Origin of the sequence: Cognaticolwellia beringensis (genome assembly GCF_002076895.1) — a bacterium.
Lineage (GTDB): Bacteria > Pseudomonadota > Gammaproteobacteria > Enterobacterales > Alteromonadaceae > Cognaticolwellia > Cognaticolwellia beringensis.
In genome coordinates, this window is record NZ_CP020465.1 from 4,580,435 (window position 1) to 4,597,477 (window position 17,043).

Annotated in this window: 15 protein-coding genes; 9 read left to right on the forward strand and 6 right to left on the reverse strand. The window is 38.4% G+C overall.

Annotated elements, in window-relative coordinates:
* Positions 1-41 precede the first annotated feature (41 nt).
* The 3 genes from arsC (at position 42) to B5D82_RS19320 (ending at position 3,291) form a co-directional block, all read left to right on the forward strand.
* Positions 42-392 (forward strand): arsenate reductase (glutaredoxin), encoded by a 351-nt coding sequence (gene arsC, locus B5D82_RS19310; RefSeq protein ID WP_081154071.1) that lies wholly within the window; start codon positions 42-44, stop codon positions 390-392.
* Between the two features lie 2 nt (positions 393-394).
* The gene (locus B5D82_RS19315) at positions 395-787 is read left to right on the forward strand and encodes a DUF2069 domain-containing protein (RefSeq protein ID WP_081154073.1); all 393 of its coding nucleotides are present in this window, start codon (positions 395-397) and stop codon (positions 785-787) included.
* Positions 788-1,320: 533 nt separating this feature from the next.
* Positions 1,321-3,291 (forward strand): hypothetical protein, encoded by a 1,971-nt coding sequence (locus B5D82_RS19320; protein ID WP_081154075.1) that lies wholly within the window; start codon positions 1,321-1,323, stop codon positions 3,289-3,291.
* 185 nt (positions 3,292-3,476) lie between these two features.
* Here the strand turns inward: B5D82_RS19320 and hda are convergent, their stop codons facing one another.
* Complete coding sequence (gene hda, locus B5D82_RS19325; protein ID WP_081154077.1) at positions 3,477-4,187, reverse strand: DnaA regulatory inactivator Hda; 711 nt, start codon at positions 4,185-4,187, stop codon at positions 3,477-3,479.
* On the reverse strand, positions 4,184-5,302 hold the full coding sequence (locus B5D82_RS19330) for a DUF2066 domain-containing protein (RefSeq protein ID WP_081154079.1): 1,119 nt from the start codon (positions 5,300-5,302) through the stop codon (positions 4,184-4,186). The genes hda and B5D82_RS19330 overlap by 4 nt, the downstream gene beginning before the upstream one ends.
* 144 nt (positions 5,303-5,446) lie before the next feature.
* On the opposite strand from B5D82_RS19330, the gene purM reads away from it, so the two are divergent.
* The 3 genes from purM to B5D82_RS19345 are packed head-to-tail and all read left to right on the forward strand — an operon-like array spanning position 5,447 to position 7,919.
* Positions 5,447-6,493, forward strand: a complete 1,047-nt coding sequence (purM, locus tag B5D82_RS19335) for a phosphoribosylformylglycinamidine cyclo-ligase (RefSeq protein WP_081154081.1) — start codon at positions 5,447-5,449, stop codon at positions 6,491-6,493.
* A 6-nt stretch (positions 6,494-6,499) separates the two neighbouring features.
* Positions 6,500-7,144 carry a phosphoribosylglycinamide formyltransferase gene (gene purN / locus B5D82_RS19340; RefSeq protein ID WP_081154083.1) on the forward strand — a complete coding sequence of 215 codons (645 nt, stop codon included), beginning with the start codon at positions 6,500-6,502 and terminating at the stop codon, positions 7,142-7,144.
* Positions 7,145-7,166: 22 nt separating this feature from the next.
* Positions 7,167-7,919: a DUF3108 domain-containing protein gene (locus tag B5D82_RS19345; RefSeq protein WP_081154084.1), complete on the forward strand. Its 753-nt coding sequence runs from the start codon at positions 7,167-7,169 to the stop codon at positions 7,917-7,919.
* Positions 7,920-8,007: 88 nt separating this feature from the next.
* Here B5D82_RS19345 and B5D82_RS19350 read toward each other — a convergent pair whose 3' ends face one another.
* Positions 8,008-8,787, reverse strand: coding sequence for a class II glutamine amidotransferase (locus B5D82_RS19350; protein WP_081154086.1), 780 nt, complete (start codon positions 8,785-8,787; stop codon positions 8,008-8,010).
* Positions 8,788-9,112: 325 nt separating this feature from the next.
* On the opposite strand from B5D82_RS19350, the gene fadE reads away from it, so the two are divergent.
* The gene (gene fadE, locus B5D82_RS19355; protein WP_081154087.1) at positions 9,113-11,530 is read left to right on the forward strand and encodes an acyl-CoA dehydrogenase FadE; all 2,418 of its coding nucleotides are present in this window, start codon (positions 9,113-9,115) and stop codon (positions 11,528-11,530) included.
* Positions 11,531-11,932: 402 nt separating this feature from the next.
* Positions 11,933-12,985 (forward strand): aldo/keto reductase, encoded by a 1,053-nt coding sequence (locus B5D82_RS19360; protein WP_081154089.1) that lies wholly within the window; start codon positions 11,933-11,935, stop codon positions 12,983-12,985.
* A 68-nt stretch (positions 12,986-13,053) separates the two neighbouring features.
* Here the strand turns inward: B5D82_RS19360 and B5D82_RS19365 are convergent, their stop codons facing one another.
* The 3 genes from B5D82_RS19365 to B5D82_RS19970 all read right to left on the reverse strand — a co-directional run bounded on the left by B5D82_RS19365 (position 13,054) and on the right by B5D82_RS19970 (position 15,950).
* A complete protein-coding gene (locus B5D82_RS19365) occupies positions 13,054-13,452 on the reverse strand; it encodes a DUF1801 domain-containing protein (protein WP_081154091.1) in 399 nt (132 codons plus the stop codon).
* A 143-nt stretch (positions 13,453-13,595) separates the two neighbouring features.
* Complete coding sequence (locus B5D82_RS19370; protein WP_081154093.1) at positions 13,596-15,416, reverse strand: acyl-CoA dehydrogenase C-terminal domain-containing protein; 1,821 nt, start codon at positions 15,414-15,416, stop codon at positions 13,596-13,598.
* A 312-nt stretch (positions 15,417-15,728) separates the two neighbouring features.
* Positions 15,729-15,950 (reverse strand): hypothetical protein, encoded by a 222-nt coding sequence (locus B5D82_RS19970; RefSeq protein WP_157673942.1) that lies wholly within the window; start codon positions 15,948-15,950, stop codon positions 15,729-15,731.
* 500 nt (positions 15,951-16,450) lie between these two features.
* On the opposite strand from B5D82_RS19970, the gene B5D82_RS20270 reads away from it, so the two are divergent.
* Positions 16,451-16,939 carry a pilus assembly FimT family protein gene (locus B5D82_RS20270; RefSeq protein WP_081154095.1) on the forward strand — a complete coding sequence of 163 codons (489 nt, stop codon included), beginning with the start codon at positions 16,451-16,453 and terminating at the stop codon, positions 16,937-16,939.
* The last annotated feature ends 104 nt before the right edge of the window (positions 16,940-17,043 follow it).

Below are 17,043 nucleotides of genomic sequence, written 5' to 3' on the forward strand. Positions count from 1 at the left end.
AGCGCTAATTGAACTATTTAAAATAATCTAAGAGAAAAAACATGTTAACTATTTATCACAACCCTCGTTGCTCTAAAAGCCGACAAACACTAGCACTTATCGAAGAACAAAAGCATGAGGTCACTATTGTTGAATATTTAAAAACGCCGCTTAGCATTGCAGAAATTGAAAGCTTAATGTCGTTACTAAAAGTATCGCCAAAAGATATGATGCGAACAAAAGAAGCTGAATTTAAAGAGCAAAATTTAGCTAACGCTGATGATAAAACGTTAATAGCCGCGATGGCAGCAACACCAAAATTAATTGAACGCCCTATTGTGACTGATAACACCCGAGCCATTATTGGTCGTCCGCCTGAAAATGTACTTACGCTCATGCAGGCTGATAAATAAAGATGACAACTCAACCTCGTTTTTCAACAACTACGCTTAAGAAAATAACCTTATTTGGCTACTTTTCCTTGTTGTTTTACATGCCTTTTTGGCTTGTTTTTATCAGCGATGACTCCGCACTTTCAGTGCCACTAACGTTGGTGTTTTTTACCTTACCTTTGTTATTTCCACTCAAAGGCTTGGTTCAGGGCAACCCTTACACTTATGCTTGGTCAAATTTTATTGTGATGATTTATTTTTTACATAGTTTAACCACTTTATGGGTTTCAGCCGATGAAAAGTTATGGGCAGTGGGCGAATTATTCTTTGCCACAATTATGTTTATTGCTGGCAGTTATTATGCAAAATATCGCGGCCAAGAACTTGGTTTAAGTATTCGTAAAAAGAAAGAATAATGTCACTGCTTTCATCTGCAAAAAATAAATGGATATTCGACAGCTAATTTACTGCTGTAAAATTTAATCATTTTCTTTAAAAACATAGCACTAAAAAGGTTATACACCTACATTAGTGCTATTTTCCTTTTACATTCAGTACATTCAGTACATTCAATACAATAATTAATCAACTTGGTATGATACTAATTTCATTTACACATTGGCTTACGTTACCTCCAGAGGTAACGGTAAATATAAGGCATTTAGTTTAATAACTCATCAATAAGGACAATACATCTCCAGTATTGTCTAATCAGCGCATCCATTCAGCGATATATATAAAATGTATTAATCTAGTAGTTAATTGTTTTAAATAGTAAAAATAATCAACTATGTGTGAGATAAGTATAAATACATTCAACCTTTACTATCAGAACAAAATTGTTTAAAAATAGGTCTGAAGATTAATACTGTAAACTATCAGCGTTATTTTGAAGTAAATTTACCTTTAATGGGTCTTTACTATATCCATGTAATAAACAGAGGCACGAATGAATAGTATTCACTTGAAACGAAAACGCTCTTCAAACGCAATAAATACATTGACGATAACTTTAGTTGCTTTGATTTTACAAGGATGCGGCGGTAGTGGTACTGACAGTGAAAATAGCCTGCCAACTGAAAGCTTTACACCCGTTGTTACTCAAACAGGCATAATCGCCTTTGACGAAGATAGTAAAATCGCACAACCGATAGAGCTATTCCTCTATTATCCCAACGACACGCTGAACAATATTAGTTGGCAACAAACCGCAGGGAATAACCTTGTTTTTCATGCTGGTAACGCTAAAGGAATTGCTTTTACACCGTCAATGGCAGGCGATTATAGTTTTCAAGTAAACTTTATCAGAAATGGCCAAGTCGAGACCTTGTCACATACTTTTACGGTGTCAAATGATAACAGCCAAATAGCGGCAAGGTTAGGTCATGCCGTGTTAGAAGGAAATGACGTTTCATTAAGAGCCAGTATAGAAAATTCAGCATTAAAAAATGACAGTATTATTTGGCAACAACTCTCAGGACCACGCGTTACATTCAGTGAAACCACAGCGGGGGAAAACGTCGTTTATTTCAAGGCGCCGGCAGTCAGTATCGATAGTTTACTTACCTTTAGCGTTAGTGCTTCAGATGGCGCAACACAACACCAAGATACCATTGCCATTTTAGTGGAAAATGCTCCAACAATTAGTACGGATGAAAATATTGCCTACGACACTCGATTAGCCACTGTATTTCCTTTCAATGCTAACTCGCCATATGCCGATGTTTTAGTCAATTGTGTTTACAGTAATGACATTGATTTTCGAACTAGCTGCCGCTTAAGTGAATTACCCTTGATTGCACAAGATACCACTACCCCAACGATTGAAGATATTATGGATCGCGTGGTGGTTTCTCATCAGTGGATGGGGCAAAGATTTAAAGAGTTTTTACAAAACTGGGATCAACAAGGTGATTTTAAAAATTTACTGCGTGCTACTACAGCCATTGTTATTTCGTATGACGTCCGCCCTTCCTATTATTGGGTCGTAACCGGTGCCATTCATCTTGATCCTAACAACCTTTGGTTAACCCCCGATGAAAGAGATACCATAAATGAAGCGCCTGACTATCGTGCGTCATTTGGCGACAGCTTAAATTTCGTAATGCCGTGGCGCTATGTTAAAAATAACGACTACGCTAGCTTTTACTACCCAGAAAATATGAGAGTAACACGAGAGGCAAGCGATGGTATTTATAACTTAGCTTCCTTGATGTATCACGAACTTGCGCATGCAAATGACTTTTTCGCACAAAGCACATGGGCAAACTTAAACCGAAACGACCGCATACTAGATGCCGCAGATAAAATAATACAAACAACCGGCATACAATCAGACTTGTTAAGTACTACATTAACGCTTAATGGCGCTGAGATGTATCGTTTAGCGCAAGTTCGCTATAAAGGGGAAACAGCTACCTCGAGCGAGAAAAACTATAGCCCAAGTGACGTAACAAGTTTTTTTAGTCCTGAACACGCACCGCAATTTTACAATTACAGCAGTAAGCGCGAAGACTACGCCATGCTATTCGATGGTTTTATGATGAAAGCCCGTTATGATATTGACCGAGACATTGCGATAACCAATCAGCCACAAAGTGCCAGTGAGCAATACATAGTTACCTGGGGACAACGTGGCCGTATTGGAGACGAAAATATTAAGCAAAGAGTGGATTATGTCACTCGCAGAATATTGCCAGAGTTTACTTCTGCCTCGGGGATTATTAGTAACCTATCAGTCCCCATTATGATGGAATCAGGAAAAACTTGGACAGAAAATTTAACGATTAGCCCTACGGTTAATAATCCTGAGAAAATAGCACTCGATGGTCAATTATTGAACAACTCGAAAGGTCATAGGATTAATGCCGATGGCCCGATGTTTTACGAAAAAACCATGCCTACACGCAAAAACAATTAATCGTCTATATAATCGCCTAAATAATCATCTATAAAAATATTTTATGCTCAGGATGAAGTAGACAGCAGCTAAACGGCATAAGTCCAATTTGTAGGTCGGCATTTATGCCGTCGAACTGTGCCTTTAGCTCGATAAAGAAAGTCAGTTTACTGACAGCGTTAACTGACTATTTTTAAATGAAGAATTTAAAACAGTACATCTTTAATAAAGGGAATAGTAATACGACGCTTTTCTCTTATTGATGCTTGGTCAAGTTGCTCTAACGCGGCGATTAAACTTGTCATATCACGTGATAAACGATTGATCAAAAAACTTGCCACTTCATCACTCATATATAAACCTCGCTGCTGAGCTCGGTATTGCAAAGCAAATGACTTTTCTTTATCTGACAACGGTTTCAATTGTTCCGTTAAACCCCAACTTAGTCGCGATACCAAATCAGGTAAACTAATATTTAACTTCGCAACACTTTGATCGCCAGTAATAATTAAACATTTGTTTTGCTCGACCATACGGTTATATAAATCAAACACACCTTGTTGCCACTTTTTATTACCTGCGATTAATTGAATATCATCTAAACAAACTAAATCGATATTCTCTAAACCGTCCAGTACATCAACCGAAAGCTGTGTGAGCTCAGAAAATGACAAACACAACGACGTTATGCCTAACGTGTCGGCGTAAGCACAACTTGCGTGTAATAAATGACTTTTGCCAACGCCTGTTAAACCAAACAAAAACAAACTGTGCACCTGTTTGTTAACATCGCCCATATGATCAAGAAAGTGCGTTAATTGTTGTACAACCATTTGGTTGCTTTCACTTTGAAAACTAGCAAACGTTTCATCATCAGGTAATTGCACAGACAGAGTTAATTGCGAAACTTTCTTCACTTTTTACCCCAATAAAATACCGGCACTTGTTCTGCGCCTTCAGGTGCGGCCAAGGGGTCGACATAACGATTCAAATGTTCGCTTAACTTTAATGAGGCAATCAAAGCTTGTTGTGAGCCAATTAACGACAATTTAAAACGCCGATTTGTACCATTTACGCTGACCAGTTGCACTGATTGTACGGCTGACAGCTCTTCAAGAAAGTCTGTCACTGCAATTAAATCGATTAATGAAGCGATATTAGCAACATCGACTTCAAGCTCATTACTATTCGTTGTAGATAACGCATATTGCTGATAAATAATGTCGGTAATATCGGAAAAAGCCGCTATTAATAATTCATCAACGTTATCACCTAAGTATTGTTTACTAAATATTTGTGCATGCTCACTTTGCACATCCGTCATTAAGCTCCAGTCCACTGCTAAACTATGGTTTTGGCAAAGTGGACAGTCATCTTTATCAGCTTCGGTCGCTACTAAACTTGAATTAGACACCCTGACTACCACCACGGCTTCTGCCATATAACGGGCAGAGGCTTGGGCAACAGGTTGAGAAAATCGCCCCCAAACATCGGTTAATGTCAAAGCGGTTACGTCAGTTAAGTCCATTATTGGCATAACTATAGGAAGACCACGTAACTCAGAAAAATCATTTATAACAACAGGTAACTGTGAATTCGAAGTTGAAGAAATTATTGTTCGATTAAAACCATCCTCTTCAACCAACCAAACCATAATTTGCGGTCTTAATCGCCCCCAAATAGCCAAATCGCTTTCTTTAAATAATTGATTAATTTTATCTTCATCGAAGGAAACATTAAGTAAGACTTTATTACTGCTGCGAATATATTGATATTGCGTAACATACTTATTGTAGTTATTAATAGCTTGGGAAATAAGCGGATGCTCAATTTCCTTACCACCAACCTTGACTAAAATAGCGCGTAAGGCATTTTTAAGTGCTAAGTTACGATCGTCATTTGATTGTGACGCTACAGCAACTTTCGCGCTGTACAAGTTTGCAACTTCTATAGCGCTAATGTTAAGCGGCAATACAAAGCAAAAGAATATCAAAAAATTTCTGAACATATATGGCATTAGCGTGTGTTTCATAATGAAGATCTTATCATAATGTTGCTGATTTTTATCACTTATAAAAAATAATTTATTTTAAAGATTTTCAGCGCGTCTTTGCGCTGATAGAATGTGCGCCTTTATCGTAGAAGCAAACTAACACAACATAATCGAGGTTTCCCCGTGAGCGAAGAAAAACAGTCTTTAAGTTATAAAGATGCTGGCGTTGATATAGATGCAGGTAATGCCCTAGTTGAAAATATTAAAGGTGCCGTAAAACGTACTACACGTCCAGAAGTTATGGGGGGGCTAGGTGGTTTTGGCTCTGTCTGTCAACTTCCTACCGGATACAAAGAGCCCGTACTTGTTGCTGGGACCGATGGCGTAGGTACAAAATTACGTTTAGCTATCGATTTAAAGCGTCATGACACTGTCGGTATCGACTTAGTCGCCATGTGTGTTAATGACTTAATCGTACAAGGTGCTGAACCATTATTCTTCCTAGATTACTATGCTACAGCAAAACTCGATGTTGCCGTTGCCTCTGCCGTTGTTGAAGGTATTGCTGAAGGCTGTGTGCAAGCAGGTTGTGCATTAGTCGGTGGCGAAACCGCTGAAATGCCAGGTATGTATCATAAAGGCGACTACGATATCGCAGGTTTTTGTGTCGGTGTAGCTGAAAAGTCACGCTTGCTAGACGGTACTAAAGTTGCTGCGGGTGATCAGCTTATTGCGCTTGGATCTTCTGGTGCACACTCAAACGGTTATTCTTTAGTACGTAAAGTATTAGAAGTAAATAACACTGACACTAATGATTTACTTGACGGTAAACCATTAGCCGAACATTTATTAGCGCCAACAAAAATTTATGTTAAGTCAGTTTTAGAGCTACTTAAGCATGTTGACGTGCACGCATTGTCGCATATTACAGGTGGCGGATTTTGGGAAAACATTCCTCGTGTATTACCAGAAAGTGCACAAGCGATTGTTGACGGCAACAGCTGGCAATGGCCTGCAATCTTTAATTGGTTGCAAGAAAATGGCAATATCAGCGAACACGAAATGTACCGTACATTCAACTGTGGTGTTGGTATGATCATCGTTGTTCCTGCTGACCAATTATCGAAAAGTATCGATATTTTGAATGCTCAAGGTGAAAACGCTTGGCACATTGGTGAAATTGCTGATCTGCAAGCGGGCCAAGAACAAGTTATTATAAACAAAGGTTAATCATTGATGCGAAGCCGAATTGTAGTACTAATTTCCGGCGGCGGCACAAACTTACAGGCGATTATTGATGCCAGTAAGCAAGACAACTACGGCGGCGACATCGTCGCTGTAGTGTCTAACAAAGCTGACGTTTATGGACTCACACGAGCACAAGATGCTGAAATACCAACCTCGGTACTTTCACATAAAGACTTTGACAGCCGAGAAGAGTACGACAGTGCATTAATCACTGAGATTAATAATTATCAGCCTGATTTAATTGTGCTAGCGGGTTTTATGCGTATTTTAACCGCTAAATTCGTCCAGAAATTTCAAGGTCGATTAATTAATATCCACCCTTCTCTGTTGCCTAAATATCAAGGTTTACATACTCATCAACGGGCAATTGACGCCGGTGATACTGAACATGGTGTCAGTGTGCACTTTGTCACAGAAGAACTTGATGGCGGTCCGGTGATTTTACAAGCTAAAGTACCTGTTTTCCCAGAAGACACGGCCGATGAACTTGCTCTGCGAGTACATCAACAAGAACATCGTATTTATCCCATGGTAGTTAATTGGTGCTGTACTAAGCGCGTAACTATGGTAAAAGAAAGTGCATTATTTGATGGTGTAATCCTACCAGTTTCAGGGTATGCTAGCGAAGAATAACCTTTAATCTAGAGAGTTTACCATGTTGAAATCATTACCTTATACCGCTTTACTTTTTTCTAGCTTGGCATTTAATGTCGTGGCAACTGAAAAAGACAATAGCGTAGTGATCCCGGCATTTAATGCTAAATATACTATTTTACATAAATCTAAAACGGTTGGTGAAGCAACACGCGAATTAACTTATTTAGATAATGGCTTAGCACAGTACAGTTATCATACTGATATCGAATGGCTAATTTTCTCAGATATTCGTATAGAAACTTCAATTGTTAAACTTGAAGATTACAAAGTAACGCCGAAGAACTTTGAATATCTTCGCGAAGGTACAGGCTCTGATAAACATTATAAATGGCGATATGATACCGAAAAAAATATTGCCGTTGATGAAATAAAAGAACGAACAAAAAACATTAAATTTCCTGAAAATATTCAAGACTCGCTCAGTTATCATTTGCAGCATCGATTAAATATGATGGCTAACCCTGAGCAAAAACATTTTGTCTATCCGGTGATTAAAACATCAGGTTCTATCAAAAACTATGTTTATCAATATGACGGTGAAGAAGAACTCATGTTGCCATATGGTTTGGTAAAAACCATTAAACTTAAACGGGAAGTTATTGAGAAGAAACGTGTAACTTATGCCTGGTTCGCACCAGAACTAGATTACCTGTTAGTTAAACTTCATCAAATTAAAGGTGATGTAGATCAATTTGAAGCACAGTTAAAGTCTGTTACCGCCATTAAAGCGGCGACACCGGAAAAAAAATAGCTAAGTGAGAAATGGCTAAGCAAAATTTACTTTTCTTAGCCATATCGCTTATGTCACTTTGCTAACCATACAATTTTTACTCACTTGCTTAGCTGCTTTGGTAAATTAATTGCCCTTTACAAAACAACAACCCTTCACCTTTTTGCATTTTATGCCATGTTTCATCATCAGTTAATGGTTGTGTTGCCACGACCGTAACGATATCATTTTCAGTGGTTTCTTGATCAAAGTTCACTACCATTTCTGCATCAATTAAACTCGCTTTACCAAACGGCGCCCGTCGAGTTAGCCAATGTAAATTATTGGTACAATAAACTAATAAAAAGTCACCATCAGTTAACAATAAATTAAACACACCGAGCTCATTAATTTGCTTACATAACCCAATTACATAATGAAATAAGTCTTCTGAGTTAGGCTCATCGCCGTCAAACCTTTGTAAAAGCTGATCTAATATCCAACAAAATGCATGCTCACTATCCGTTTCTCCAATGGGCAAATGATACTTTGTTGCTAACCTAGATTGAAAGTCAGCTAATTGGCCATTGTGTGCATAAGTCCAATTTTTACCCCACATAGGGCGAATAAACGGGTGGGTGTTCACCAAAGATACATTGCCAGAATTTGCTTGACGTATATGACAGATCACCGTTTCACTTTTAATCGGGTAATCCGTCACCAATTGGGCAATGGGCGAATGGGCGCTAGGTAGCGGATCTTTAAAGCTGCGACAGCCCTTGCCTTCATAAAAAGTAATACCCCAGCCATCTTTATGCGGGCCGGTATTACCACCGCGCTGCATTAAGCCACTAAAACTAAAACAAATATCTGTAGGTACATTGGCACTCATGGCCATTAATTCACACATATAATAGAACCAACTAAACAATAAATTGATAGGATAAATACCAGAGAAATACAGTGTTGTAATTCAGGTATCAGTCAGGGAAAAAAAGTTGTACATCACTTAAAATCAAAACTTAAAATCGAATTAATCAAGGCTACTTAACCATTTTACGTTAATATGATCATTAATTAATACTGTTTTAACACACAACGACAAATAACCGCAGAATAGGCTGCTAAGTAACGATAAATAATTTGAAATTATACAGCAGACGAATTAAGCTTAATCACTAATCTGGTCTGACCTTAACCAGCGTCGACCAAAACATCAACATTAAGGATCAAATGTGGACTACTTAACTTGGATACTCATTGCTATAGCGTTAAGCGGGTATATGGCTTATTCACGCGCCTCACTATCAACATTTACCATCGCATTTACCTTGCTGATGATTGTGGGTACTTTCTTCGATGTCATCGGTTTCTTCGGCTGGCTAATTTTTGCCATTATTGCCCTGCCACTAAATATTGCTGATATTCGAAAGCAGTATATTTCGAACCCTTTACTTACTATGTTTCGGGGCATTATGCCTGAAATGTCAGAAACTGAACAAGAAGCCATAGATGCTGGCACCACCTGGTTTGAAGCAGAGTTATTTCGTGGTACACCTGATTGGAAAAAGCTACACAACTACCCTAAACCAAGATTAAGCGCAGAAGAACAAGCATTTCTAGACGGGCCGGTAGAAGAAGTTTGTCGCATGACTGACGATTGGCAAACAACTCATGAGCTTGCTGATTTAACACCTGAAGTGTGGCAATACCTAAAAGATAATAAGTTCTTCGCGATGATTATCAAAAAGCAATATGGTGGTCTTGAGTTTTGCGCTTATGCTCAATCTCGTGTTTTACAAAAGCTTTCAAGCGTGAGTACCGTTTTATCGTCTACTGTCGGTGTGCCGAATTCACTCGGGCCTGGCGAATTATTGCAGCACTACGGTACAAAAGAACAACAAGATTATTATTTACCACGCTTAGTAAAAGGCGATGAAATCCCTTGTTTCGCCTTAACTAGCCCTGAAGCGGGTTCAGATGCTGGCGCTATACCTGACTACGGCATTGTTTGTCGTGGTGAGTTTAACGGTGAAGAAGTGTTAGGTATGCGCTTAACGTGGAACAAACGTTACATAACCTTAGCACCTGTTGCGACAGTATTAGGCTTAGCATTTAAATTACAAGACCCTGATCACCTATTAGGTGAAGAAGAAAACTTAGGTATTACCTGTGCATTAATACCAACAGATATTGAAGGCGTTATTACCGGCCGTCGTCATTTCCCACTTAACGTGCCATTTCAAAATGGCCCAACCCAAGGTGATGACGTTTTCGTCCCCTTAAGTTACATCATAGGTGGCCCAGAAATGGCAGGACAAGGCTGGCGTATGCTGGTTGAATGTTTGTCAGTTGGCCGTGCGATTACCTTGCCTTCAAATAGTACTGGCGGAATAAAGTCATTAGCGTTGGCAACGGGTGCTTATAGTCGTATTCGTCGTCAATTTAAAATATCTATAGGTAAAATGGAAGGTGTTGAAGAAGCCTTAGCCCGTATTGGTGGTAATGCTTACTTAATGGATGCAGTAACCACGATGTCGACAGGCGCAATTGATATGGGCGAAAAGCCAAGTGTAGTTTCGGCTATCGCTAAATATCATTTAACCGAAAAAATGCGCTCGTGTGTGGCAGATGCTATGGATATTCATGGCGGTAAAGGTATTTGTATGGGTCCAGGTAACTACTTGGCTCGCTCATATCAAGGCGCTCCAGTGGCCATTACCGTAGAAGGTGCAAACATACTAACGCGTAGCATGATTATATATGGACAAGGCGCTATTCGCTGTCATCCGTATGTGCTTGCAGAATTATCAGCAGCAAATAATCAAGATAAAGACCAAGCATTAAATGATTTTGATCATGCTTTGTTTGGCCATATTGGCTTTGCTATTAGTAATATTTGCCGCAGTGTTTGGTTTTCATTTACCGGCAGTTATGCCCTAAGTGCACCTTATAATGATGATACTAGACGTTATTACCAGTTAATGACGCGTTTTAGTTCAAATTTAGCCATGCTTTCAGATATTGCTATGTTGACCCTTGGTGGTGATTTAAAGCGCAGAGAACGCATTTCAGCGCGACTAGGTGATATCTTAAGTTACCTATACTTAGCCTCTGCAACGCTTAAACGATATAACGATGAAGGTCGTCAAAGTGCTGACTTACCTCTTGTTCAGTGGGCCTTAGAAGACAGCCTGTTTAAAACTCAACAAGCCATTGATGAGCTTATTAGCAACTTCCCAAATCGGGTAGTGGCGAAAGTATTAAGACTTATCATTTTACCGCTCGGCTGTTGGTTGAAAAAGCCGTCGGATACCACAGATCATAAAGTTGCTGCGTTATTACAGTACCCAAATGAAACGCGCACACGCTTAGGACAAGGCCAATACCTGACTCGTGAGCCTGGAAATGTTTTAGGTCAGTTAGAACAAACGCTTGAAGATATTATTGCTTGCGAACCTATTTTTGACAAAATTTGTCGTGAACTAGGTCAACGCCTGCCATTTTATCAACTTGATCTTGTGGCTGAGAAAGGCCTAGCGGCAAACATTATTACTGAAGAAGAAGCGGCATTACTTACGGCTACTGAGGTTTCGCGTAAAGCGACCATTGATGTTGATGACTTTGACTCTGACTACTTAAAAGCAGGTTAATCACCGTTATTCATTAAAAATGACTGTCACAAAGCCCATTACTGCGAATAGCAATAATGGGCTTTTTTTTAGTTATGATTAAAGGAGTAAATTGAACAAATAACAATTTTTATAAAAAAAAGTAAAAATCCCCCGCAACAAAAACCTTTACAGCTATCCAACTAAAGCTTTGTTCAACTTAATAAAATAAGTTAAATTAACACATAATAATCTAGCGTTTAACTAGCGTAAGTCATTTAAACAAACCTTAATAGGTACCCAAAAACAAATGCTACAAAATTTTATTTTGGGCATACGCACAGTATTTTTCCGTATAATAAACAGAGTGTAAATCTTTTTACTTAAAACCCTAACACAGCAACAAGCATTCTTTATTGAAAAGAATTATATAAGGTTAATCATATGAAATATGTTCGATTAGGCAGTAGCGCATTAGATGTGTCGACTGTTTGTTTAGGCAGTATGACCTGGGGCTTTCAAAACAATCAAAGTGATGCCAATGCCCAACTCGACTATGCTCAATCAGCAGGTATAAATTTTATTGATACTGCCGAAATGTACGCGATACCTCCGACAGAAAAAACCTATGGTAAAACCGAGGAAATTATTGGCCATTGGCTTAATGCTAATCCTTCACGTCGAAAAAACATTGTCTTAACGTCAAAAATTTCTGGACCAGGTTTTTCCTATATTCGTGATGGCAGTGACATATCAGGAGCCAATGTTATTGCCGCGGTTGAAAGCTCATTAAAACGTTTACAAACCGATTATATCGATCTTTACCAGTTACATTGGCCTAACCGTCAATCACCACACTTTGGTAATCACTGGCCGAATAACATCAACTATACGCAAGTTAATGCTGAACAACAAAATGAAGAAATGTTAGATATTCTCCAAGGATTAGATAGCTGTGTTAAAGCAGGAAAAATACGCTATTGTGGCCTATCAGACGATACACCGTGGGGCATTAATCAGTACCTTAAACTCAGCGCAGAGCACAATTTACCGCGCATGGTATCAATACAAAATGAATTCAGTTTGTTACATACCAAAGACTGGCCCTATTTAATTGAAAATTGTGTGCATGAAGATATCGCCTATTTACCTTGGTCACCACTTGCTACCGGCGCACTTACCGGTAAGTATCTTAATGGTCAACGCCCAAAAGGTAGCCGCTGGACGTTTGGACAACGCCATGGTCTTTATAGAGATAATGCTAATACTGACGCAGCGGTTAGAGCATATTTAGACATAGCTAAACGGCATAACATTACGCCAGCACACTTGGCTTTAGCTTGGTGTGAACAAGTCAATGGCGTGACTTCAACCATTATTGGTGCTACCAACCTGCAACAGCTAGAAGAAAATATAGCGGCATTCAAACAACCACTAACAACAGAAGTACTCGAAGAGATTAAGCAAGCATTAAGGCAGTTTCCGTCACCGTTTTAGTCATAAAGAGCCTTTAACAAGGCATATATTAACGTTAATTAATGAGAATGAAGTATATAGCTGCTGCGCTATTTATCGTTGCAGCTATATTTATTTTGCATTTCCTTAACCGACAAATTCGCAATGACTTTTAAAACATCAAGATCGATATCCTCAAGCTTATTGATGTATAAGCAAGACTGCCCCACTTTATGTTTGCCAAGTATTTTTAATTGTGACTGAAATGTTGAAAACCCAGGCATAATATAAATAGCAATATTTTGCTTACGTGGTGAAAAGCCAATAACCATGCTATCGCCCTCTCGTCCACTTTCATATTTATAATGATATTGTCCAAAACCTATGATATTGCCATGCAGACTAGGTTGATAGCCTGACGCATCAGCTAATAAATTGACCAGTTTTCGGCTATCATCTTGTTTAGTTTTATTGTCAATAGCAGCGATAAATCTCGTAATTTCATCCATAAAACCTCCTCTTTGAGTTAACAACAAGAGTATAAACCAAAATATTCACTTGAGCCGATAGATCGAAAAAGGCTGTATTTCAAATGAAATACAGCCTTTAAATTTTATTGTCTAAATCGAACTAACTAACTAATGCTTAAAGATTACAAGAAAGATAATAACTCTTCATCTAACTGCATTAAGGTTTTCGGGTCTGCCATCATAGTTACAGCTAAAGACTTAGTACGGGGTAATAAACGTTCAAAGTAGAATTCTGCCGTTTTAATTTTTGCACGGTAGAAGTCTCTATTTTCAACATCAGTCGCTAATTTTTCATACGCAGCTTGTGCCATTTGCGCCCAAAAATATGCCATAACGATATAACCTGAGTACATTAAAAAGTCGACAGATGCTGAACCGATAACGTCACGATCTTTTTTCGCTTTAAGCCCTAAACGAATAGTGTATTGTTGCCATTTAGCTACGGTAGTACTTAGAGGCCAGATAAACTTGTTCATTTGACGTCTATGTGGATTACTCGAGATCATACTCTTGTCTTTACAGAAAATAAGCACTTCTTTTGCAAATGCATTTAAAGATTTACCACGCGTCATCAGTACTTTACGGCCTAATAAATCAAGCGCTTGAATACCTGTGGTACCTTCATAAAGTGTTGAAATACGGGTATCACGAACAATTTGTTCCATGCCCCATTCTTTAATAAAACCATGACCACCAAAAATTTGTAAACCATGGTTAGCACTTTCTTGTCCGAGCTCAGTTAAAAATGCTTTTAAGATTGGCGTGATAAAACCTAAACGATTATCGGCTTTTTTACGCTCCTCTTCAGATTTGCCATTTTCTATTTCATCAACCAACTTTGCGGTGTAATAAATCATCGCACGGCCGCCTTCACTGATGGCTTTTTGGGTCATGAGCATTTTGCGAACATCAGGATGAACAATAATAGGATCAGCCACTTTCTCAGGATGTTTAGTACCCGATAAAGAACGCATAGACAAACGCTCTTTTGCATAGATTAACGAGTTTTGATAAGCCAATTCAGCCGCACACACACCTTGCAGTGCTGTACCAACACGCGCGGTATTCATAAAGGTGAACATACATTCTAAGCCTTTATTTTCCGGGCCAATTAACACGCCTTTAGCATTGTCAAAATTAAGTACTGCCGTTACCGACGCTTTTATGCCCATTTTGTGTTCAATTGAACCACAAGAAACATTATTGAATTCGCCAATAGTCCCTTGTTCATCGGTTTGATTTTTAGGAACGATAAAGAGTGAAATACCTTTCGTACCTTCAGGCGCGCCTGGTAACCTTGCCAATACGATGTGAATAATGTTTTCTGTTAAGTCATGCTCACCGGCAGAGATAAAAATTTTCGTCCCGGTAAGGTTATAAGTACCATCACCATTTGGCTCTGCTTTAGTTTTAACTTGACCTAAATCTGTACCACATTGCGGCTCGGTTAAACACATGGTACCGGTCCACGAGCCTTCTATAAGTCGTGTAAGGTATAATTCTTTTTGCTCATCAGTACCGTGCGTGTGAATAGTATTCATAGCGCCGTGACTTAAACCTGGATACATCGCCCATGACCAGTTTGCCGTGCCCATCATTTCAGACATTACCATACCAAGTGACGCAGGTAAGCCCTGGCCACCGTGTTCAACAGCATGCGGTAAACTAGGCCAGCCACCTTCAACAAATTTTTGATACGCTTCTTTAAAACCTTTTGGCGTTGTTACAACACCATTGTCAAAGGTACAACCTTCTTCATCACCGCTTTGGTTAAGAGGAAGGAGTTCATTTTCACTAAATTTTGCACACTCTTCCATAATAGCATCAACCAAATCAGGTGTTGCTTCTTCAAATTCAGGATGCTTTTGGTAATGCTCGTAATAATTAAATACATCTTCAAACAAAAATTTGATGTCTGCTATCGGCGCTTTATAACTTAGCATGGTTAACTCCTAACACTTTTAATAATAATTTTTTTGCATTTCTGCCTAAGTGCTATCGAGTATACACAGATTCGCCCACTGGTCCAACCACTAATTTAAATTTTAATAAAATTAACAACCAACAAACCTACTAAATAAATATAATCAGTTAGTTAAGCGCAATACCAGCTATTAAAATAATGATTAAAACTGCATATAACATGGAATAATTAGTGTTAATGGTTAAGAAATGACATTAAATAAGTAAATAAAAGAGCGATATATGAAGTAAGAGAGGTGCTTTAAGTGAGAGTAATGCACAAAAGTTTGTTGTTATAAAGTGATACAAGCCCCTAAAGCGAAGTTCAAATGCATCAGCCAATCATTTAATCGAGCTACTCCCGAAGAGAAAATAAAACTATGTTTGTCTCTAGGAAAGTGAAGACTAGCTTGTTGTAAGCCAATAATGTCGAGTAAAGTAATAGCCAAACAGATCCTTGAGATCCAAACCCAAAAGTCAGGTATTCGCCAAAGCGGATTATTAATAATAAACACAACGGCAGCGCCTCGTAAGAGATAAATAACGGCAATATTAACTAATAAAACGCGAAGCTATGGTCGTTGGAAGATCAAACTCGCGATAGAAAAAATAACGTAACCAAACAACCAATACAGAGGTGATAGCCAAAATAATGTGATTGGTTGTTAGCTTCCAGACTCAACCATCTGCGCCATTTGCTCAAGCGCTCGTAATTACGCTACCAAGTCGTGCTAAAAGTATCTCACCAACATGTAATAATCAAAGCACATTTATATTTTTTTATGCTAAGTTTTCGCTGGCTGTCATTATTAGTCAACAGTTTTTAACCCATGAAAATCGCAAGGTAAAGTGTATTATATTGGCCGATATTCCATCCTCGTGATAATGATTAACTGATTTTGATTTAATCATAGAAATACTTCAAACAGTTGAATATAATGCATTAAATTCGATAAACGATTTTTAGAATATTAATCGTGCTTAACAATATCTTATCAATGAGTAATTAAAGAACATGAAACTAAAAAATACCCAGGGGTTTACCTTGATCGAGCTAGTACTCGTGATCGTTCTTCTTGGCATACTAGCTGCAACAGCGGCACCTAAATTCATTAACCTTAAAAGTGATGCGATTATTGCTAACCTCAACGCATTAGAAGGCAGTTTAAAATCGGCGAATCAGCTAGTTTATTCAAAATCTATTGTGCAAAATGAAACAATTGGAGATGGAGTCATCTCTATCGGTAATGTAAACGTTGACACTTATTATGGTTCAATAAAAGCCGACGCCCTTAATATTGTTAATGCTATTGATTCATCCTTTACGGTACTGACTAGCCCAACCGCCTCATTTACTACCAATTGGGGAGTTTATAAGGTGCCGAATGCTGGAGTGCAAATTTTCCCAAATGGTTATGACATCTCGAGTAATTGCCTATTATATTATATTGAAGCAGACGAAAATAATTCAGCGTTTTATTCACAAACCACCAATGGCTGCTAGGCTTTCATATTGCCTTTAGTGACTACAGTCTTTAAAGTCAAAATTTAAAATAAAACGAATAAAAACGTAAGGTATGGTTTTTATTCGTTTTCTGCTTAGCTTGC

Coding starts and splice junctions, on each gene's coding strand:
- B5D82_RS19350 (WP_081154086.1), bottom strand. CDS start 8,787: ATGTGTGAATTAATGGCCATGAGTGCCAATGTACCTACAGATATTTGT.
- B5D82_RS19330 (WP_081154079.1), bottom strand. CDS start 5,302: ATGAAACACACGCTAATGCCATATATGTTCAGAAATTTTTTGATATTC.
- B5D82_RS20270 (WP_081154095.1), top strand. CDS start 16,451: ATGAAACTAAAAAATACCCAGGGGTTTACCTTGATCGAGCTAGTACTC.
- purN (WP_081154083.1), top strand. CDS start 6,500: ATGCGAAGCCGAATTGTAGTACTAATTTCCGGCGGCGGCACAAACTTA.
- B5D82_RS19360 (WP_081154089.1), top strand. CDS start 11,933: ATGAAATATGTTCGATTAGGCAGTAGCGCATTAGATGTGTCGACTGTT.
- B5D82_RS19320 (WP_081154075.1), top strand. CDS start 1,321: ATGAATAGTATTCACTTGAAACGAAAACGCTCTTCAAACGCAATAAAT.
- arsC (WP_081154071.1), top strand. CDS start 42: ATGTTAACTATTTATCACAACCCTCGTTGCTCTAAAAGCCGACAAACA.
- B5D82_RS19315 (WP_081154073.1), top strand. CDS start 395: ATGACAACTCAACCTCGTTTTTCAACAACTACGCTTAAGAAAATAACC.
- B5D82_RS19365 (WP_081154091.1), bottom strand. CDS start 13,452: ATGGATGAAATTACGAGATTTATCGCTGCTATTGACAATAAAACTAAA.
- B5D82_RS19370 (WP_081154093.1), bottom strand. CDS start 15,416: ATGCTAAGTTATAAAGCGCCGATAGCAGACATCAAATTTTTGTTTGAA.
- B5D82_RS19345 (WP_081154084.1), top strand. CDS start 7,167: ATGTTGAAATCATTACCTTATACCGCTTTACTTTTTTCTAGCTTGGCA.